Source organism: Vibrio diazotrophicus (assembly GCF_038452265.1).
GTDB classification, from domain to species: Bacteria; Pseudomonadota; Gammaproteobacteria; order Enterobacterales; family Vibrionaceae; genus Vibrio; species Vibrio diazotrophicus.
Genome location: NZ_CP151842.1, coordinates 2,459,961 through 2,478,586, shown reverse-complemented (window position 1 = coordinate 2,478,586; position 18,626 = coordinate 2,459,961). Strand labels below are relative to the sequence as shown.

Sequence of the window (18,626 nt, the reverse complement as noted above, 5' to 3'; positions counted from 1 at the left end):
GTGGAAAAGCCGATACAATGTCTGTCATATATTAAGGATTGAGCCGAAGAATGGAACCGAATATTCTCGATTTACGTCAACAGCGATGTCCCATGGCATTATTACTTGCTAAACGTCACACTGCCCAGCTTGACGCTGGTGATTCGGTAACCATCCTCATTAGTGATTCGAGCTCATTCAAAGATATAGAAAGCTATCTGCTTAAGCAGGATTATCTTTGCCAAAGCGTTAAATGTGATGGATATAACTCACTCACAGTTGTAAAGGAGACATCGTTACATGTTCGAAATGGTTAGTCGTTGGTATCAACGGCGTTTCTCTGACCCGCACGCCGTAAGTCTGGTTGCGATTCTTTTCTTCGGTTTCATCACCATCTACTTTTTCGGACATCTGATAGCGCCATTACTGGTTGCTATTGTTTTAGCTTATTTGCTTGAATGGCCAGTTGCTCAACTTTGCCGTTGGAAAGTGCCGCGTACCTTAGCGGTCATTCTCGTCATTTTGCTTTTCGTTGGTGTGATGTTTTTGGCCTTGTTTGGCTTGGTTCCTACTATCTGGGATCAGGTTGCGAATTTAGTCGCTGATATACCGAAAATGTATAATGGTGTGCAAAAGCTGATAGCTACACTGCCTGAACGTTATCCTGAGCTGGCTAATTTACAAATTGTTGAATCAATTATAAATAACGCCAAGGACAAAGCGATTGGTATGGGGGAATCTTTGGTGAAAGGTTCTCTGGCGTCTTTAGTCAGCCTTGCCACTTTAGGCGTTTACCTGATTCTAGTGCCGCTGTTGGTGTTTTTTCTGCTTAAAGATAAGCGAGAAATGCTCAAATTGGCGAGTGGCATAATGCCGCGTAACCGTAATCTAGCGAATAAAGTTTGGGTAGAAATGAACCAACAAATTTCAAACTATATTCGCGGTAAGGTGCTGGAAATCATTATCGTAGGTACGGTGAGTTACGTAACCTTCGCCATTTTAGATCTGCGTTACTCAGTATTACTTTCTGTCGCTGTTGGTTTCTCTGTATTGATTCCATACATAGGTGCTGCGGCAGTGACTGTGCCAATTGCGATTGTGGGTTTGTTCCAGTGGGAATTGACTTCGCAGTTTTATTACCTGCTTATTGCTTACGCCATCATTCAAGCTCTTGATGGTAACGTGTTAGTACCGGTTTTGTTTTCGGAAGCGGTAAATCTACATCCTGTCGCCATCATAGTATCGGTTCTGGTGTTTGGTGGTTTGTGGGGATTCTGGGGCGTCTTTTTTGCAATACCGCTGGCGACATTGGTAAAAGCGGTTTGGAATGCGCTTCCTAGCAGCGAAGAACAGCCTCCAGCCAAAACTGAATAACTAAATCGTTGCTCTGAGATTTTATTAAGCCCAAAAGTTGAATATTTTTGGGCTTTTTTACTATTTGAGATTAGTATTAAACATGCGTCAGTTGCAATACATATAACTAATAAAGAAATTGCTTAAGTTCTCATTTTTTTTTGTCGATAAAGTGATGAACATAACATAACCACAAGTGTGCAATGAGGGACGTATGAGATTTAGTCAAAAGATTGTGGCCGCATCATCGGTATTGTTGCTGGTAACAGCATCTTTGCTATCTATTCAGCAGGTAAGCACTGTTCGAAAGGAAGTATCTAATTTAATTGGTGGTAGCATTAAAGGAATGGCCGAAGGAGTTGCCGATACAGTAACTTCGGAAATGGAGAGTAAGAAATCTCTTGCTCAATCAACCACAGATATTCTTCAGTTAGATCCCGAAAATCGTGATTATGTGAAAAATGTGCTGGAGACCAAAAAGCTCAAGAGCAGTTTTCTTGCCGTTGGTCTTGGTTACGACATTGACGGTAAAGTCGTTGAAAATGACGACGGTTGGGAACCAGATAGCAGTTATGACCCGCGTAAACGCCCTTGGTATATCGCTGCAAAAAGAGACGGCAAATTAACCGTCACTGAGCCTTATGTAGACGTCTCTACAAAGCAAATGATCATTTCTATTGCAACACCGGTTTACAACCAAGGTAAGTTCACTGGCGCCATGTTCTATGACCTGAAGCTAAACGGGCTCGCTGAAATGGTGAATAAAATTAACCTATTTGACGCAGGTAAGCTGTTCATTATTACTTCCGATGGCATGACCGTCGCTCACCCAAATGTCGAAAATAACGGTCAAAATATTTCCACTTATTTACCTAAAATTGATATCAAAGAAGGTTCTCAAAATATCGATATAGAGGGGAAAAGTTTTCTTCTTAGTTTGACCTATTTGCCGAGTCAAAACTGGTTTGTCGGTGCACTGATAGACAATGAAAAAGCCTTCGCGACTGTCGACAACCTAAGAAATAGCGCGATTATCTACACTATTATCGGTGTGGTTCTAAGTATCATTATTTTGTCCGTTCTGATTAAATTCTTGATGCGTCCTCTTAACACGCTTAATAATGCGATTAAAGACGTGGCTTCTGGTAAGGGGGATTTAACCAAGCGTTTAAGCACTGATACAGATAAAGAATTTGCAGAGTTGGCGATGGACTTCAATACGTTCACGGAAACACTGCAAAACCAAATCAAGCAATCTAAAGCGATTGGTGAAGAGATTAAGCGTGGTGCTGAACAGACCATGGGCAGCGTACACTCTTCTTCTGAAGCTATGCGTTCTCAGCTTCATGAGCTTGAGCAGTTAGCGACGGCCATGAATGAAATGGCAGCAACCGCGATGGAAGTAGCCAATAATGCTCAAGGTGCGGCTTCAGCGGCAAAAGATGCGGATGATGCTACTCAAGAAGGTTCGAAAGTGGTGGGGGACACGACCTCATCGATTGATATGCTTTCAGCCCGAATTGAGCAGGCGGTAGAGGAAGTTCAAGGTCTCGAATCTGCAACGGCGAACATTGAAACGATTCTTAAAGTTATCAACGACATTGCTGATCAAACTAACTTACTTGCACTGAACGCTGCGATAGAAGCTGCTCGTGCGGGGGACTCTGGTAGAGGCTTTGCTGTGGTAGCGGATGAGGTTCGAACGCTGGCGCAACGTACACAACAATCGACCACTGAAATTCGTAGTATGATCGAGCAGCTTCAAGCTGGCGCGAATTCAGTATCTGTTGCTATGCATGAAAGTAAAGCAACGGCAGAGGAAGCAGTGAGCAAAGCTCAGTTAGCGGATGCTGCATTGCAGAAAATTCATGGCGCAATTCAACATATCAGCGACATGAACATGCAAATCGCTTCAGCAGCAGAAGAACAGAGCTTAGTGGCTGAAGAAATCAATAACAACACAGTGAAGATTAAAGACTTGTCGACACAGGTGTCTGAGTCGGCTGAAGAAGCCAACATCGCAATGCAAGTTCAAACAGAAAACGTGCGTGAGCAAGATGCGATTCTTGGTAAGTTTATCGTCTAACCTATCTTGATATGTTTAACAAAAAGGCCAGCATTGCTGGCCTTTCTTTTATCATCATGTGTTTTCTAAACAGTGCGAGTTAAGCCTGTTTTTCTTTTAGATAGTTCAGTACGACTTCGTGGTGATCTTTGGTTTTGAACTTGTCAAAGACGTGTTCAATGATACCGTTTTCGTCAATCAGGAAACTTATGCGGTGCAAGCCATCATAAACTTTGCCCATAAAATAGTTGGTCCCCCAAACGCCGAACTGTTCGGCAACCTGATGATCTTCATCTGACAATAATGTGAAGTTAAGGTTGTCGCGAGCGATAAATTTACCAAGGCGAGCGACAGGGTCGATACTAACGCCTCGTACTACCACATTCATGGATTCAAGCTCAGCATTCACATCACGTAAGCCTTGTGCCTGAACGGTACAACCTGGCGTCATGGCTTTTGGGTAAAAATAAAACAGAATTTTTTTGCCAGCAAAGTCAGATAGGGTAACTTGATTACCATCTTGGTCTAATAGTGAAAACGCCGGAGCTGGCGCGCCTGCTTTTAAAGTGTTCATTGTTCTTCCTTATTGACTGCTTTTTATAAAATTAAGCGAACCTTGTACATCAAGAGCGGTGCATAGCGCTTCAAATTCTTCTTGAAGCTGCATAAGGTTATATTCCGAATCTACGTGAGCGGTAATGGCGATATGGAATTGGTCTTTGTTACGCTGCAGCTTATCTTTACTGATGGTTTGTGCACTTAGTGACGCCATACCGATGTTGCGGTCTGCAAAGAATTGAGTGAACTGCTCGGTTAAACCAAGGCGGTCATCAGATTCCACATAGACTTCAACGATATAATCGTTGGATTGGTGATCATGCGGTGACGTTCGCTTCATAATAGTGATCAAATCTTGTTCTTGTCCGAGCAGTGGCAGTGTTGTCTCCACTCGGGTAATGCTGTTGGTATTCCCCGATAACAGCATGATCAATGTGAATTCTTTTCCAAATAAAGCAATTCGACTATCGACAATATTGCAGCCGGATTGCGTAACTAATTTCGCAACTTGGTTACAAATACCAGGTCGATCCGTTCCTACTGCTGTGATCACAAGATGTTGAGTCATATTGATATTTCGCTTTGTTATTTTCTGGCATGTTAGCACAACTTTTCATTAATTAACCCCAATGATGTGGTTACTTTCCTTTGTTAATTAAAGTGACAATACTATTGTTGCAACTAAGGCGTTTTGATTACATCGTTATCTATACTTATCAGGTTAAATCACAAGCTTTGCGTGAAAATTGCCGACTCATTTTGGGGATAACCACTCCATAAATTAAGTATAGAAACAAGCGCTCAAGATAGCGGCTATTTAAATATGACCGACCTCTAACAAGTGGAAGGATTGCTTATATACAATGGTCGATAAGAGATTAGGTGGGGGAAAGCTCCAACATGTGATAAATATTCACTCTTAAGGAGCATTTAGGCATTCTTAGCCTCTTGTGTTTTTCAACTCCCATGCAGTACCATGCAGAAAGCATTTATTTATGGAGATAGACATGTTTTCAGGAAGTATCGTAGCGTTAATTACACCTTTTACCCAAGATGGCGAAGTCGACTTTGTAAGTCTGAAGAAGCTTGTTGACTACCATGTTGACGCTGGTACCGATGCTATCGTTGCCGTAGGTACGACAGGTGAATCATCCACACTGACCATCGAAGAGCATGTCAAAGTTGTAGAGAAGATCGTTGAGTATTCCAATGGCCGTATTCCAGTGATTGCGGGTACAGGTGCAAATGCGACTCACGAATCCATTACCTTCAGTCGACTACTAAACAATACAGGTATCGCTGGCGTTCTGAGTGTGACTCCATACTACAACAAGCCAACACAAGAAGGTTTGTACCAGCATTACAAAGCCATTTCTGAACAGACAGAAGTGCCAATTATTCTGTACAACGTACCTGGTCGTACGGCAGTTGATTTGAAACCTGAGACAGTGGCTCGACTATCAAAGTTAGACAACATTGTTGCAATTAAAGATGCTACAGGTGACCTAAGCCGTGTAGCACTGCATCGTGAGCTTTGTGGGGATGATTTCATTCTGCTTAGCGGTGATGATGCGACAGGTTTAGAGTTTATTAAACTGGGTGGCAAAGGCGTTATTTCGGTAACGAACAACATTGCCGCTGCAGATATGGCGAACATGACGCACCTTGCGTTGGAAGGTAAGTTTGAAGAAGCAGAAGCTATTAACCAACGCTTGATGCCTTTGCATAAAAATCTATTTGTCGAATCAAGCCCGATTCCCGTTAAATGGGCTGCTCACAAACTGGGTTTGATTTCTTTTGGTGATCTACGTCTACCTTTAACACCTCTTTCTGAACAAGCTCAACCAGTTGTTGCCCAAGCAATGACTGAAGCCTGTATTTTTTAAGGCGCTTTCCATACAATGCCGAGGTGTTTTTACACCTCGGTGCATTTTAGGAGTTTCAATGAAGTTTACGCGTCAGCTAGTTATAAGTTCACTAGCTGTTTTGGTTTTAAGTGCTTGTTCAAATTCGACACATCGCCGCCAAGCCAAAGATGATTTTACCTACCTAGAGACGAAAAGCTTCAGCGAGTGGCAGCTACCAGAGGGAGCGACTCCAGAGTTTTACCCAAATTTTGATATCCCGCAGGGGAACTATCATGGCGGTGTAGGCCAAACCGTTGATATTCGTCCGCCACAACAAGTTCTGGAACTGATCCCAGGTGCTCGTGCAGAACGCCAAAAAGGTGAAGTTTCACTGTGGATGGTTCGTAAGGATGAAGTGGATAAAGTTTGGGATACGGTCTTAAAAGTGATCGCTGAGCGCAAAATCAATATCCTCTCTCAAACCAATGACAGAATTGAAACAGATTGGGTTTCTTGGGTCGCAGAAGATGAAGACGTCGAGTTAGGCGCTCGTTACGAAGTGACTCGTGTCGAAGATAATAATCGCTACGGCTTTAAAGTATCGCTGATTGATTGGCGTGAAGATGGCAAGCAGATGCCAGTTTCAACAACCAATAAAGAGCGTTACAACGCTTTGATGACGAATTTAGTGACGACTCGTTATGATCTTGACGCTCGTGAAGAAGCAGCGAGAAAAGCACAAGAGCTAGTCAAACAGATTCCAATTTCAATGGGCGCAGACCGTAGTGGTCTACCTGTGATTATTGCTCGTTCTTCTTATGACGTGCTTTGGCCTCGTTTACCAAACATTCTGCCTCATATGGGCTTTACGATTGAAGAACGTAGTCAGTCTCAAGGTACTGTAAAAGCGAAATATGCGTTACCGGATGATGAGTTCTGGCAAGAGATTGGCGTCAAACCTACAGCGCTAAAACCGGGAACTTACACCTTTCTGTTTGGTGATTTGGGTAACCGTACTTCGATTAACGTGACCGATTCATCAGGTAAACCTGTTGAAGAAGCTTTGTTGAAAGATATGGTTCCAGTACTCGCAGCGGTAATTGATAAGAAATAACGCAGAGCACTCGTTAGATAAAATAAAGGACGCTTTTGCGTCCTTTATTGTTTGTGCTGGTTGTCGTCTTGGTGTTGTTGCTTATCAAGCTCATTGAGTTTATCTAAATCGCTTTTCTTCTTCTGCTGACCGTATTTCATATTCGCTGTGTATTTCAATGCAGCAATATTACCGATCACCACACTGACGATGACGATTGAGATGACCCACGGGTTAAAAAGAAACTCTATCATGCTGATTGCCGTTAGCGAGTGCTGATGTTAGTGATGTATTGATTGTAGATCTTTGCAAGCCCTTGGCGCACGCACTCTTTACCTAAAATGGGCGCAGAATCCAGTTGCGTAGACAATTGATCTAAAGTGAGTTGTTGCAAACAAGCCTGAGCTGTTTTTTTGTGGCTGATGTGCCATGGTTCAAAAGCGACACCAGAGCCATTTTCCTGATAAGGGAAGAAAAATCCAAAGTCAGCTAAATGCGCTTGTAACCAAAGGTAGAAGGGGTGCTGGTGGTCTTGTAAATATTCCCAGGGTTCCAGTTTCAAACCGCCTTCGCTTGGGATGGTATTTCTGTCAAAGACATCAAAATCGGTTCCCCAATGATGACGACTTGCGCCCGGTAGCGCAGACCAACGCAAAATCGCTGCGATTTTTTGCTCATCACTCAGATTTTGCGACTCGATGATTTGGCTGTTCTCATCAAGGAGCACTGCTTCACCTGACATTTTTCGATTCCAGATCGCCAGTTGGCGTTCAAAGGAACGAAAGCCGCTGGCAATATTGAAGTTAAAACCTTCTTTATCGGCCGCCTCTTTGAGTGACAGCAAATCATCTTTAACAGCAGGATGGACGAGAAAATGCTTCTGTCCTACCAGTACTTCCGTTAAATGGGATTCAGTTTTACCTGTTAATTGCTCAGCGGTCATTATCACGCGAATAGACTCTCCATCACGCTAAAAGATTTTCCAGCGTTTTTTGGTACATATCGGTCAACAGCTCAAGATCATGGATGCTGACACATTCGTTCACTTTGTGGATGGTGGCATTCACAGGACCCAGTTCCACTACTTGTGCGCCCATCTGAGCAATGAAACGACCATCAGAAGTACCACCCGTTGTAAGTAGCTGTGGTTCTTGATGATTCACTTCTTTCACAGCTTTAACCACAGCATCAAGCAGTTCACCTGTATCTGTTAAGAATGGCAGGCCATTCAGTGTCCAGTGAAGGTCATAATCCAAACCGTGAGCATCCAAAGTTGAATGAACGCGACGTTTAATCTCGTCAGCAGTTAACTCGGTACTGAAACGCAGGTTGAATTGAACATTGAACTCACCCGGAATGACATTCGATGCACCAGTCCCAGCATGCACGTTTGGAATTTGGAAGCTGGTAGGCGGGAAGTATTCGTTGCCATCATCCCATTTCATGGTCGCCAGTTCAGCCAGCGCCGGAAGAGACTGATGTACAGGGTTATTTGCTAGGTGTGGGTAAGCCACATGACCTTGTGTGCCTTTAATAGTGATGTCACCAGTAATCGATCCACGACGGCCATTTTTTACCACATCGCCCACTTTTAATGTGCTTGAAGGTTCGCCAACAATACACATATCAATCATTTCGTTACGTTCCATTAAGGTATCAACAACACGGGTTGTACCATTGATGAACGGGCCTTCTTCATCAGAGGTAATTAGAAATCCGATTGAACCTTTGTGGTTCGGGTTTTCAGTAAGAAAGCGTTCTACAGCAACAATCATACAAGCCAGTGAACCTTTCATATCTGCAGCGCCACGCCCATGAAGATGATCATCGATAATGGTTGGTTCAAATGGTGGAGTATGCCATTGCTCCAACTTACCGGCTGGAACTACGTCAGTATGACCTGCGAAGGTAAATAACGGTGCTTCAGTGCCTTTGCGAGCCCAGAAGTTGGTTGTATCTTCAAACACCATAGATTCGATTTCAAAACCGAGCGCTTTTAAGCGTTGAATCATTAAATCTTGGCAACCTGCGTCGATTGGGGTTACCGATTGGCGGCTGATTAAATCTTTTGCGAGAGCCAAAGCAGGGCTATCTGTCATCCTTGAAATCCTTGTTAAAAAAAGAAACGGTTTATTAAGTAAAATTATTGACTAAAAAGAGCCGCGTAGTTCGCAGTGCTGAAGCCGAGTTCTAGTTTGTCATTATGGCGCACAATCGGACGCTTAATCATTGAAGGCTGCTCAACCAACAAAGCGATAGCGTTGGTTTCATTCAACGTGTCTTTCTGCTCTTGGCTAAGTTGACGATAGGTTGTGCCGCGTTTATTTAACACATTTTCCCAACCAAGCGATAGGCAAAACTCTTTCACGAGTTCAGCGTCGATCCCTTGTTTTTTATAATCATGAAACTGGTATTCGACACCTTCTGCTTCAAGCCACTTACGCGCTTTTTTGATTGTGTCGCAGTTTGGGATGCCATACATAATAGTCATTAGTACTTTTCCTTTATCTCCCCACTCACTGAACCTGCAACCGCGAGGGTTACAAAGCCAAGCTTGTGTATATAGGCTGAATTATCGTTGTTTGCCAAATCCTAACAGGAAGCCAGCCTCGTGACAAAAGGGTTCGTGACAAGAAAATACGCTCTGATTTGCATGGTATTGAAAAGTTATTGATCAAACGCAACACGTTTCGAGGCAAAAAAGAAATAATGAGTCCTGTATTGATTAGGAGGTATCAATGGAATTGAGTCCTGTTTTTGCTAGGCGTCTGTATTTAGCCTTGTTAGTGGAAAGCCTTGAGCGGCCAAATGTGCCTAAACTTATTGAGAAAACGGGATGGCCACGTCGTACTATTCAGGACGTGATTAAAGCGCTTCCGGGAATTGGTATAGAACTCATGTTTGTTCAGGATGGTAGACGTCATAACGATGGTTACTACCAATTATCAGACTGGGGACCATTTGATAGCCAATGGGTTTTTGACCGCAAAAATGACATTGCGGCGAGCTTAGGATTTTAAAGCCAGCTTTGCTGGCTTTTTTCCTTATTGTTGGTTTTGTACAAACCAATACGCAATAAAGCCTGCCCAGCTTAAGCCCAGTAAAATCCAAGGTAAAAAGCTTGATGTGCTTGTCGTTGCGTCGAATTCATTAAACTCTTCGCTTTCTTGAGTTTCTGCACTGGTTTGCTTTGTTTTTAACGCTTTCTTACGTGCTCTATCTGCTTGGCGGCTTTTCTCTTTTTGCTGTTTTTTGTACAGCGCTATGCCTTTCTCTATTCCTTGAGCAATTAATTTGGTCTGTTCTTTTGTTTGTCCCGGTTTTTGAATTGCTCTAGCGACCGCCAATGCCTCTTGCTGAGTTTGTTCCGAAGGAACGATCTTCTTGTTCATAAATGCAGAATTTAGTCTTGGTAGTGAATAGGGCTAAACCCTATCACGAACTGACATATTTGATGAAGGGCTCTAGATCAACTCTGCCGTTTAATTTCTCTATCTGTCATGGTGTTCTGTTTGCCTGTCACTATGACGTCTTTGATAATTGGCTAGAAAGATACATGAGCCTTTTTCTTACATTCTGAATCTCGTATCTACCGCTTCAATCAGAGATTACGTATAGCTATTTGAAACCATTCGGTTAAAGTGGTTGTGTAACAAAAGTAGTAAATTCAGATGGAACACTGTGCGTTATTCAATAGAACAATACGATGCTAACGGCTTTCTTAAGGCTCCTAAATGGTTATGGCTAGGCTGGTTTTTCTTGTCGAAAGCTTGGATTGTATTTGTGATGGCTGGAGCCAGTCGCGACAGTGGGCCGAAAATTCTAGGTTTGATTTATCCTGATCACTCAATGTTGTATTTGGGTTTAGCGATGGGCGTACCGAGTATTGCTATGATGTGGTTGGTCGGGTTAAGGCATCCTGACAGGCGCTGGGCGATATTATCCGCTAAATGGGGCAGAGAGGTGACGTTGTTAACGACACTGGCACAATTCGTTCAAACCGGATACCACGTTTATCTTCAGAACGGCTCTTTTAGCTGGATATCTGCCTTGAGTATGTTGCTTTTATTGTGGTTTGCTCTGTATGTTTATAACAGTCGTAGTGTCAGAGATTGCTTTCAAGTCCCTGTTTTGTATCGCACATGATCGTTGTGAACTCATGATCACGGTCAACATAAAGAAATAGTTTTTAATTACACTCAGTCCATAGCCAATGAGCATAAATGAATAGTGAGGATTTTTTATGTCAATGTCACAGACTGCAATTCTGCCTGAAGCAGGTCCATTTGCACTCTATAGCCTTTTGAAAATTCGTCAAAACCACGCTCATGTTTTACAGCAACTTCAAGCGTTGCCAGCACATATTGCGGATATTAATGCGAATCAACCGGGGGCGGCTTTATCGGTATCCGTTTCTTTTACTAGAGCTTTTTGGCAAAAGCTTGATGTGGCGATGCCTGAAGAGCTGATCGATTTTCAACCGCTGGGTGAAGGTAATGTTGTAGCACCTAGTACAGATGCTGATGTACTGATTCACTGCCATTCAACTCGTCACGATTTGCTATTTTACGTTTTACGTACATTCTTAGCCGAAACGGCTGAAGATGTGACCGTCGTGGATGAGACTTACGGTTTCCGCTACCTAGATGCTCGTGATATGACAGGATTCATTGATGGAACAGAAAACCCTAAAGATGAGAAACGTCAAGAGGTTGCACTGATTCAGGATGGTGAGTTTGCGGGTGGTAGCTACGTATTGCTACAACGCTTTGTGCATGATCTTCCTGCTTGGAACCGTTTAAACATCTCTGCTCAAGAAAAAGTAGTCGGCCGTACTAAGCCAGATTCCATCGAGCTAGATGACGTTCCAGCCGCTTCACACGTGGGTCGTGTTGATATTAAAGAAGAAGGTAAAGGTTTGAAGATAGTTCGTCACAGCTTACCGTATGGTACCGCAAGTGGTGAACATGGCCTGCTGTTTATCTCTTACTGCTACACACTGCATAACATGAAAGTGATGTTAGAAAGTATGTATGGTGTGACAGATGGTAAAACAGACCAACTACTTCGCTTTACTCACGCTGTAACTGGCGCTTACTTCTTTGCGCCTTCTCAAGAGATGCTAGCGAGCCTTGCTGTAAAGGCATAGCTCGATAAACAGAGAATAATCACATAGATGAAAGCCGGGCTAAATGTCCGGCTTTTCGTTTTAAATAAAACTCTTACTAAAGAAAATCTGCACGCCACCGATATAGCTAACAGAATTAACCAGAAGTAGGTGATTGCGTCTGTATGGCGATAACGGTAAACACAAATGTCTCTGCTCTTGTGGCTCAACGCCATTTGAACTCAGCTACAGAAATGCTTAATCAATCTTTAGAGCGTTTGTCTTCGGGTAAGAAGATTAACAGTGCTAAAGATGATGCGGCAGGTCTGCAAATATCGAATCGCTTAGAAACTCAGATGCGCGGACTAGATGTCGCTGTGCGTAATGCCAATGACGGTGTGTCTATCATGCAAACTGCGGAAGGGGCGATGCAGGAAAGTACCAACTTGCTGCAACGCATGCGAGATTTATCACTTCAGTCAGCTAATGGTTCCAACAGCAAAGCAGAAAGAATTGCTTTGCAGGAAGAAATGGCGGCTTTGAATGATGAATTGAACCGAATCGCTGAAACTACCTCTTTTGGTGGGCGAAAATTGCTCAGTGGCACTTTTGGACAATCTTCTTTCCAAATAGGCGCAAGCTCTGGAGAGGCGGTTCAGCTGTCACTGAAGAACATGCGTTCAGACAGTATCGATATGGGTGGATTCAGCTATGTCGGTCGTCGCTCGCTAGATGAACAATGGCAGGTATCAAAAGGCAGTAACCAGCTGATGATTCAGTATGTGGATGCGAGTGGTAAAGAGTCTTCAATCAATATTCACGCTAAAGAAGGTGATGATGTAGAAGAGCTGGCTACTTACATAAACGGGCAAACTGATGAACTATCAGCATCCGTCAATGAAGATGGTCAACTACAGATCTTTATGGCGGGTAAAGAGACTTCCGGAACTTTATCATTTAGTGGCAGCTTAGCCGAAGAGCTTCAAATGGATCTCAAAGGCTATGAGTCTGTGAACGACCTGGATATCCGTTCTGCTGGTGGTGCTCAACGTGCTGTGTCGGTGTTAGATACTGCGCTGCAATATGTAGACAGTCATCGAGCTGAGTTAGGTGCTTTACAAAACCGTTTTTCGCACGCGATCAACAATCTGGATAACGTGCACGAAAACCTAGCTGCTTCTAATAGTCGTATTAAAGACGCTGACTATGCGAAAGAAACGACGCAAATGATTAAGCAGCAAATTCTTCAACAAGTGAGTACCTCGATTTTGGCTCAAGCTAAGAAACAGCCAAACATGGCTTTATCTTTACTTGGTTAAAAAAGAAAAACGCGCTTGGTAAAAAGAAAATCAAGGTTTATCGACGCTGCGTTGTAAACCTTTAATAAAAAAATCGACTTTTTAAAACTTTTAATGCTTTCGTCACGTTTAATACGCCAAACGAAGTTTTTTTTAAAAAATCGAAAAAATTTTCTAAAGGTTCCCGAACAGGAGCCGTTATAGAAAGTAACTTTGAGAGAACTACTTGGTTTTCCGAGACGTCGGAAACCTGAACTACCGGAAAATCAATTGGAGAAATCACCATGGCAGTGAATGTAAATACAAACGTATCAGCAATGACAGCTCAACGTTACCTAAACGGCGCAACTAGCGCACAACAAACGTCTATGGAGCGTCTATCGTCTGGTTCAAAAATCAACAGCGCAAAAGATGATGCAGCTGGTCTTCAAATCTCTAACCGTTTGAACGTTCAAAGCCGTGGCTTAGACGTAGCAGTACGTAACGCGAACGATGGTATCTCTATCGCTCAAACTGCTGAAGGTGCGATGAATGAAACGACTAACATTCTGCAACGTATGCGTGACTTGTCACTACAATCTACTAACGGTTCAAACTCTAAGTCTGAGCGCGTAGCACTTCAAGAAGAAGTATCTGCACTTAACGACGAACTAAACCGTATTGCAGAAACCACTTCTTTCGGTGGTAACAAGCTACTAAACGGCACATTCTCAACTAAGTCATTCCAAATTGGTGCTGACTCAGGTGAAGCAGTAATGTTAAGCCTAAACAACATGCGTAGCGACAACTCTAAGATGGGTGGTATTAGCTACCAAGCAACTGAAAGTAAAGATAAAAACTGGGGCGTGCAATCAGGTGCAAACGACCTAACCATGTCTTTCACTGACAAAGCTGGTCAAGAGCAAACTATCAGCATCTCAGCAAAAACTGGTGATGACATCGAAGAGCTAGCAACTTACATCAACGGTCAAACAGACACAGTTAAAGCATCTGTAAGCGAAGATGGCAAGCTACAAGTATTCGCAGGTACTGACAAACTAGACGGCGAAGTAGCATTTGGTGGTTCTCTTGCTGGTGAACTAGGTTTAGGTTCTGCTGAAGGTAAAGCGGTAACTGTGAACTCTATTGACGTAACATCAGTAGGCGGCGCTCAAGAATCTGTTGCTATCATCGACTCAGCGTTGAAATTTGTAGATAGCCACCGCGCAGAACTTGGTGCTTTCCAAAACCGTTTCAACCATGCAATCAGCAACTTAGACAACATTAACGAAAACGTGAATGCTTCTAAGAGCCGTATCAAAGACACTGACTTCGCGAAAGAAACAACTGCACTAACTAAGTCGCAAATTCTTTCTCAAGCATCAAGCACAGTGTTGGCGCAAGCTAAACAAGCTCCAAACGCAGCGCTTAGCCTACTAGGTTAATCCGCTTCCAGATGAAAAAATCCAGCTTCGGCTGGATTTTTTTTTGCGATTAATATCTTGATTTGCTTATTAATTCTCCAAATGTTCAATTATTTTGCGAAAAAGTAATATTTTTTCTCTAAAGGTTGTTAATTCTTCGCCGTTACAGAATACGAGAGAAATGAGGTGTGCCGGAGAGAGGTGAGAGACTCGAAGGCACGTCAACAATCTGCCTAAGGAGATCAATATGGCAATAAGTGTGAACACGAATGTCGCGGGGATGACTGCTCAGCGGTATTTGAACAATGCAGCGGACGGCACGCAAAAATCTATGGAGCGTTTGTCTTCGGGTTACCGAATCAACAGCGCGAAAGATGATGCAGCAGGTCTACAAATTTCAAACCGTTTAACTTCTCAAAGCCGTGGCTTAGACATGGCGGTAAGAAATGCGAACGATGGTATCTCTATTGCACAAACAGCTGAAGGTGCAATGAATGAAACTACCAACATCCTTCAACGTATGCGTGACCTTTCATTGCAATCTTCTAACGGTTCGAACTCACGTTCTGAGCGTTTAGCGATTCAAGAAGAAGTGTCTGCACTTAATGACGAATTGAACCGTATTGCGGAAACCACATCGTTTGGTGGCAACAAACTACTGAATGGTTCTTTCGGCAGCAAATCTTTCCAAATCGGTGCTGACTCAGGTGAAGCTGTTGCTTTATCTATGAGCAACATGCGCTCAGATACCACTGATATGGGTGGTAAAGCTTACCGCGCCCAAGAAGGTAAAGGATCGGATTGGAAAGTCGGCGAAGCGAAAGATCTAACACTGAACTACACCGACAAACAAGGTGAAGCTCGTGAAGTCACCATTTCTGCAAAAGCAGGTGATGACTTGGAAGAAGTTGCTACTTACATCAACGGCCAAAACGACGACATTAAAGCGTCAGTTGGCGAAGGTGGTAAGCTACAACTTTTCGCCGCAACTCAAAAAGTGCAAGGTGATGTCACTATCGGTGGTGATCTTGGTGCTGAAATTGGCTTTGGCCAAGGTGAAGATCTGACTGTAAAAGATATTGACGTATCAACAGTGGGTGGTTCTCAAGAAGCGATTGCGGTGATCGACGGTGCTCTTAAAGCTGTAGATAGCCAACGTGCTTCACTAGGTGCATTCCAAAACCGTTTTGGTCATGCCATCAGCAACCTAGAGAACATCAATGAGAACGTGAATGCATCTCGTAGCCGTATTAAAGATACGGATTACGCTCGCGAAACCACTGCAATGACGAAGTCGCAAATTCTGCAACAAGCGAGTACGTCTGTGTTGGCTCAAGCGAAGCAGTCACCATCTGCGGCTCTTAGCTTATTGGGTTAACTGATAAAGCTAACTGAGCTTTATAGGTAGCACAGTTGGAGAAAGTTACCTCTAAGGTGGAAGGGAGATTGTTATGGAAGTACCATTACACACATCGAACGTCCAGCCTTTCGGCTCACAAAGTGGCATCAAATTTGCTTCAGAAAATGAAAACGTAAGTAACATTTCTACTGCGAAAAGGGAGGAACGACCGGTAGAGCGCTCAAATAAGATTTATGAGCACATCTCACAACAACTGGAGAAGACTAAGCAAGAGTCGGTCGACGCAGCAATTGAACGTTCTCGTGAACGTGAGAAGCTGAATGAAGAACGACGAGCTAGAATGGTAGAACAAGTTAGCGATTTCGTTAAATCTATCAACAAAGGGTTATCTTTCAGAATTGATGAGGAATCCGGTCGGGACGTAGTAACGGTATATGAAGCATCAACGGGTGACATTATCCGCCAAATTCCTGAAGAAGAAATGCTTGAAGTATTACGACGTCTTTCCCGACAACAGGACCATAAATCGGGCTTATTGTCGGCTAAGGTGTAAATATATTTTTGAGGTGGTTGAATGAGTTTAGGCCCAATGGGGATGAACACTGGCTTTGATATAAATTCAATGGTCAGCAAAATTGTTAATTCGGAGCGTGTTCCCAAACAGCAACGAATTGACAATGAGCGCGTTGGTATTGATACCAGTATTAGTGCCTATGGCCGGCTCAGAGAGTCGCTGGATACGATGAAAAATCTGATGGCGAATTTTCGTCAGGAAAAGGCGTTCGCAGTTCGTTCTGTGGACACTTCTGATGATAACTCCGTCGTCGCGACAGCAACCACTGATGCCATCGCTGGTAAATACTCAGTAGATGTGTTGCAGCTTGCGCAGAGCCATAAAATTGCGTCTGATGTACTTCCTCAAGACGCAAAGTTTGGTCCTGGTAAGCTGCAAATTTCACTTGGCAAGAAAAGCTTCAACATAGAAGTAAAACCCCAATCTAAACTTATCGATATTGTTCGTAGCATCAACGGTGAAAAGAGTAACCCCGGTGTACGAGCTTCGGTAATCAACGACGTTGACGGACCTCGTTTAATTGTCGCCTCGAATATTTCCGGTGAAGAAAACCGAGTGACTATCTCGGCGCAAGCGCAAGCGGGTGATCCTCTCAAGTCTCTTGAATACAAAACGTTAGAAGACCGCGTTAAAGATCTTGAAAAAGCGCGAGCTTCAGCGCAGCAACTGATTGCCCCTTTGACACCAGAGCAGCAAAAGATTGCCGCTAAAGTGGCAGAAAAAATCGGTAATGCCGCCAGAGAAATTGACGAATCGGTTGCCGCTCAAGTTCAGAAAGTAGCAAAAGACAATAATGGCGTTGATGCTGATGGTGCAGAGTTGTCTGACTCGGCCGTTAAAGCGGCAGCCAAAGCTGGAACGGACGTTAATAAGTACTTAAAACCTGAAGAACGTATTCCAGGTTGGACTGAAACAGCTTCGGGTACTTTGCTGGATTCTTATTATGAGCCAGAACCTGAGCTTGATGATAAAGCGATAGATAAATCAAAAGATGTTCCGGGCTGGACAAATACCGCTTCAGGAACCTTAGTCGATTCTTACGTGACGCCAAAAGAAGCGCAGGAAAAACTTGAACGTCAATTAGCGCAAGAGAAAGCAGATATCCGTGCTGCCGTACAAAACGGTAATATGACGCCTGAAGAAGCCAAAGCGATTGCGCGTGCAAAACTGACACCAGAAGAACGTGAACTGCTTGAAAAAGTTGAGTCGGTTAACGAGCAACTTAAAGCGGCACAAGCCTCTTTTGATGCTTACACCGGTATGACAGAAGTTCAGGCCGCGCAAGACTCTTTAGTTGTGCTAGACGGCGTTGCGAAGCTTTCTAGTAAAAACAACGTAATTGAGAACGCGATTGAAGGTGTGGATTTGACCCTAAAAGGCAAAACTGACCGCAATCAACAACCCGCTGAAATTGACATCGAATACGATCGTAACAGCGTACGCCAAGACATTGAGCAGTTTGTCAATGCGTATAACCAGTTCTATCAGGTAACAAAAGAACTATCAGGTGTCGACCCTCGTACTGGACAAGCGGGGCCTCTAGCGGGTGATAGTGTGGTTCGCAGTGCTGATTCCCGTCTGAAATCGGTATTCTCTAGTAAAATAGAACAAGCCCCTGAAACGCTGCAAAGCTTAACTGAATTTGGTATCACGACTACGCGCCAAGGGACGATGGAGATCAACTATGATATGCTCGATCGTCAATTAAATAACAATTTCACCAAGCTGGGCGACTTTTTTGGTGGTAATCAGGGCTTTGCGAAAAAAGTTGAAGATGCCATTCAAGGTATGACCGGTGTGACAGGCGTTATTCGCAATCGTGAAAAGACACTCACAGAGCGTAATTACCGTTTAAATGACGATCAGGCAGCGCTTGACCGTAGAATGGATAGCTTGGAAAAACGGACTTTCGACAAATTCTCGGCCATGCAGGATGCCACTGGCAAAATGCAGTCTCAGTTAGCCGGTATGATGAACGCGCTAGGCTAA

The 18,626-nt window shown here is 43.5% G+C and carries 20 protein-coding genes; 13 read left to right on the top strand and 7 right to left on the bottom strand.

The genetic code is table 11. The features are described from left to right. Positions 1 to 50 precede the first annotated feature (50 nt). The 3 genes from AAGA51_RS11340 (at position 51) to AAGA51_RS11330 (ending at position 3,418) form a co-directional block, all read left to right on the top strand. The gene (locus tag AAGA51_RS11340) at positions 51 to 296 is read left to right on the top strand and encodes a sulfurtransferase TusA family protein (RefSeq protein WP_042484082.1); all 246 of its coding nucleotides are present in this window, start codon (positions 51 to 53) and stop codon (positions 294 to 296) included. Next, a complete protein-coding gene (locus tag AAGA51_RS11335) occupies positions 280 to 1,353 on the top strand; it encodes an AI-2E family transporter (protein ID WP_042484079.1) in 1,074 nt (357 codons plus the stop codon). Before AAGA51_RS11340 ends, AAGA51_RS11335 begins: the two co-directional genes overlap by 17 nt. Before the next feature lie 193 nt (positions 1,354 to 1,546). Then, the gene (locus tag AAGA51_RS11330; RefSeq protein WP_042484075.1) at positions 1,547 to 3,418 is read left to right on the top strand and encodes a methyl-accepting chemotaxis protein; all 1,872 of its coding nucleotides are present in this window, start codon (positions 1,547 to 1,549) and stop codon (positions 3,416 to 3,418) included. A gap of 79 nt (positions 3,419 to 3,497) precedes the next feature. Here AAGA51_RS11330 and bcp read toward each other — a convergent pair whose 3' ends face one another. Further along, entirely contained in the window at positions 3,498 to 3,971 is a 474-nt protein-coding gene (bcp, locus tag AAGA51_RS11325) for a thioredoxin-dependent thiol peroxidase (protein ID WP_042484073.1), read from the bottom strand. 9 nt (positions 3,972 to 3,980) lie between these two features. Continuing rightward, complete coding sequence (locus AAGA51_RS11320) at positions 3,981 to 4,523, bottom strand: glycine cleavage system protein R (protein ID WP_042484072.1); 543 nt, start codon at positions 4,521 to 4,523, stop codon at positions 3,981 to 3,983. A 439-nt stretch (positions 4,524 to 4,962) separates the two neighbouring features. Here AAGA51_RS11320 and dapA point away from each other — a divergent pair, with 439 nt between their 5' ends. Both dapA and bamC read left to right on the top strand, forming a co-directional pair. Continuing rightward, entirely contained in the window at positions 4,963 to 5,841 is an 879-nt protein-coding gene (dapA, locus tag AAGA51_RS11315) for a 4-hydroxy-tetrahydrodipicolinate synthase (protein WP_042484069.1), read from the top strand. Between the two features lie 58 nt (positions 5,842 to 5,899). Further along, complete coding sequence (gene bamC, locus AAGA51_RS11310) at positions 5,900 to 6,916, top strand: outer membrane protein assembly factor BamC (protein ID WP_042484067.1); 1,017 nt, start codon at positions 5,900 to 5,902, stop codon at positions 6,914 to 6,916. Positions 6,917 to 6,960: 44 nt separating this feature from the next. On the opposite strand, the gene AAGA51_RS11305 is transcribed toward bamC, so the two are convergent. From AAGA51_RS11305 to AAGA51_RS11290, 4 genes are read right to left on the bottom strand one after another with little or no spacing between them, the layout of a single operon-like run. Continuing rightward, positions 6,961 to 7,149, bottom strand: coding sequence for a DUF2897 family protein (locus tag AAGA51_RS11305; RefSeq protein ID WP_042484063.1), 189 nt, complete (start codon positions 7,147 to 7,149; stop codon positions 6,961 to 6,963). Between the two features lie 11 nt (positions 7,150 to 7,160). Beyond that, positions 7,161 to 7,838, bottom strand: coding sequence for a M15 family metallopeptidase (locus tag AAGA51_RS11300; RefSeq protein ID WP_042484060.1), 678 nt, complete (start codon positions 7,836 to 7,838; stop codon positions 7,161 to 7,163). 22 nt (positions 7,839 to 7,860) lie between these two features. Further along, a complete protein-coding gene (gene dapE / locus AAGA51_RS11295; RefSeq protein ID WP_042484058.1) occupies positions 7,861 to 8,994 on the bottom strand; it encodes a succinyl-diaminopimelate desuccinylase in 1,134 nt (377 codons plus the stop codon). Positions 8,995 to 9,038: 44 nt separating this feature from the next. Beyond that, a complete protein-coding gene (locus tag AAGA51_RS11290) occupies positions 9,039 to 9,386 on the bottom strand; it encodes an ArsC family reductase (protein ID WP_042484055.1) in 348 nt (115 codons plus the stop codon). A 247-nt stretch (positions 9,387 to 9,633) separates the two neighbouring features. Here AAGA51_RS11290 and AAGA51_RS11285 point away from each other — a divergent pair, with 247 nt between their 5' ends. Beyond that, positions 9,634 to 9,915, top strand: a complete 282-nt coding sequence (locus AAGA51_RS11285) for a winged helix-turn-helix domain-containing protein (RefSeq protein ID WP_042484051.1) — start codon at positions 9,634 to 9,636, stop codon at positions 9,913 to 9,915. A gap of 24 nt (positions 9,916 to 9,939) precedes the next feature. Here AAGA51_RS11285 and AAGA51_RS11280 read toward each other — a convergent pair whose 3' ends face one another. After that, positions 9,940 to 10,287: a DUF2956 domain-containing protein gene (locus AAGA51_RS11280; protein WP_042484049.1), complete on the bottom strand. Its 348-nt coding sequence runs from the start codon at positions 10,285 to 10,287 to the stop codon at positions 9,940 to 9,942. Positions 10,288 to 10,576: 289 nt separating this feature from the next. Between AAGA51_RS11280 and AAGA51_RS11275 the strand changes: the two genes are divergently transcribed. The 7 genes from AAGA51_RS11275 to fliD all read left to right on the top strand — a co-directional run bounded on the left by AAGA51_RS11275 (position 10,577) and on the right by fliD (position 18,626). Then, the gene (locus AAGA51_RS11275; protein WP_042484048.1) at positions 10,577 to 11,041 is read left to right on the top strand and encodes a DUF2919 domain-containing protein; all 465 of its coding nucleotides are present in this window, start codon (positions 10,577 to 10,579) and stop codon (positions 11,039 to 11,041) included. 97 nt (positions 11,042 to 11,138) lie between these two features. After that, complete coding sequence (locus tag AAGA51_RS11270; protein ID WP_042484045.1) at positions 11,139 to 12,044, top strand: Dyp-type peroxidase; 906 nt, start codon at positions 11,139 to 11,141, stop codon at positions 12,042 to 12,044. Positions 12,045 to 12,187: 143 nt separating this feature from the next. Next, positions 12,188 to 13,321 (top strand): flagellin, encoded by a 1,134-nt coding sequence (locus AAGA51_RS11265; RefSeq protein WP_042484042.1) that lies wholly within the window; start codon positions 12,188 to 12,190, stop codon positions 13,319 to 13,321. Positions 13,322 to 13,584: 263 nt separating this feature from the next. After that, the gene (locus tag AAGA51_RS11260) at positions 13,585 to 14,724 is read left to right on the top strand and encodes a flagellin (protein ID WP_042484040.1); all 1,140 of its coding nucleotides are present in this window, start codon (positions 13,585 to 13,587) and stop codon (positions 14,722 to 14,724) included. Positions 14,725 to 14,950: 226 nt separating this feature from the next. Further along, positions 14,951 to 16,081: a flagellin gene (locus tag AAGA51_RS11255; RefSeq protein ID WP_042484037.1), complete on the top strand. Its 1,131-nt coding sequence runs from the start codon at positions 14,951 to 14,953 to the stop codon at positions 16,079 to 16,081. A 73-nt stretch (positions 16,082 to 16,154) separates the two neighbouring features. Next, entirely contained in the window at positions 16,155 to 16,616 is a 462-nt protein-coding gene (gene flaG, locus AAGA51_RS11250; protein WP_042484034.1) for a flagellar protein FlaG, read from the top strand. 21 nt (positions 16,617 to 16,637) lie between these two features. Then, on the top strand, positions 16,638 to 18,626 hold the full coding sequence (gene fliD / locus AAGA51_RS11245; protein WP_042484032.1) for a flagellar filament capping protein FliD: 1,989 nt from the start codon (positions 16,638 to 16,640) through the stop codon (positions 18,624 to 18,626).

Coding starts and splice junctions, on each gene's coding strand:
- AAGA51_RS11290 (WP_042484055.1), bottom strand. CDS start 9,386: ATGACTATTATGTATGGCATCCCAAACTGCGACACAATCAAAAAAGCG.
- AAGA51_RS11270 (WP_042484045.1), top strand. CDS start 11,139: ATGTCAATGTCACAGACTGCAATTCTGCCTGAAGCAGGTCCATTTGCA.
- flaG (WP_042484034.1), top strand. CDS start 16,155: ATGGAAGTACCATTACACACATCGAACGTCCAGCCTTTCGGCTCACAA.
- AAGA51_RS11300 (WP_042484060.1), bottom strand. CDS start 7,838: ATGACCGCTGAGCAATTAACAGGTAAAACTGAATCCCATTTAACGGAA.
- dapA (WP_042484069.1), top strand. CDS start 4,963: ATGTTTTCAGGAAGTATCGTAGCGTTAATTACACCTTTTACCCAAGAT.
- AAGA51_RS11330 (WP_042484075.1), top strand. CDS start 1,547: ATGAGATTTAGTCAAAAGATTGTGGCCGCATCATCGGTATTGTTGCTG.
- AAGA51_RS11335 (WP_042484079.1), top strand. CDS start 280: ATGTTCGAAATGGTTAGTCGTTGGTATCAACGGCGTTTCTCTGACCCG.
- AAGA51_RS11265 (WP_042484042.1), top strand. CDS start 12,188: ATGGCGATAACGGTAAACACAAATGTCTCTGCTCTTGTGGCTCAACGC.
- AAGA51_RS11305 (WP_042484063.1), bottom strand. CDS start 7,149: ATGATAGAGTTTCTTTTTAACCCGTGGGTCATCTCAATCGTCATCGTC.
- AAGA51_RS11260 (WP_042484040.1), top strand. CDS start 13,585: ATGGCAGTGAATGTAAATACAAACGTATCAGCAATGACAGCTCAACGT.
- fliD (WP_042484032.1), top strand. CDS start 16,638: ATGAGTTTAGGCCCAATGGGGATGAACACTGGCTTTGATATAAATTCA.
- AAGA51_RS11255 (WP_042484037.1), top strand. CDS start 14,951: ATGGCAATAAGTGTGAACACGAATGTCGCGGGGATGACTGCTCAGCGG.
- AAGA51_RS11280 (WP_042484049.1), bottom strand. CDS start 10,287: ATGAACAAGAAGATCGTTCCTTCGGAACAAACTCAGCAAGAGGCATTG.
- bcp (WP_042484073.1), bottom strand. CDS start 3,971: ATGAACACTTTAAAAGCAGGCGCGCCAGCTCCGGCGTTTTCACTATTA.
- AAGA51_RS11285 (WP_042484051.1), top strand. CDS start 9,634: ATGGAATTGAGTCCTGTTTTTGCTAGGCGTCTGTATTTAGCCTTGTTA.
- dapE (WP_042484058.1), bottom strand. CDS start 8,994: ATGACAGATAGCCCTGCTTTGGCTCTCGCAAAAGATTTAATCAGCCGC.
- AAGA51_RS11320 (WP_042484072.1), bottom strand. CDS start 4,523: ATGACTCAACATCTTGTGATCACAGCAGTAGGAACGGATCGACCTGGT.
- AAGA51_RS11340 (WP_042484082.1), top strand. CDS start 51: ATGGAACCGAATATTCTCGATTTACGTCAACAGCGATGTCCCATGGCA.
- bamC (WP_042484067.1), top strand. CDS start 5,900: ATGAAGTTTACGCGTCAGCTAGTTATAAGTTCACTAGCTGTTTTGGTT.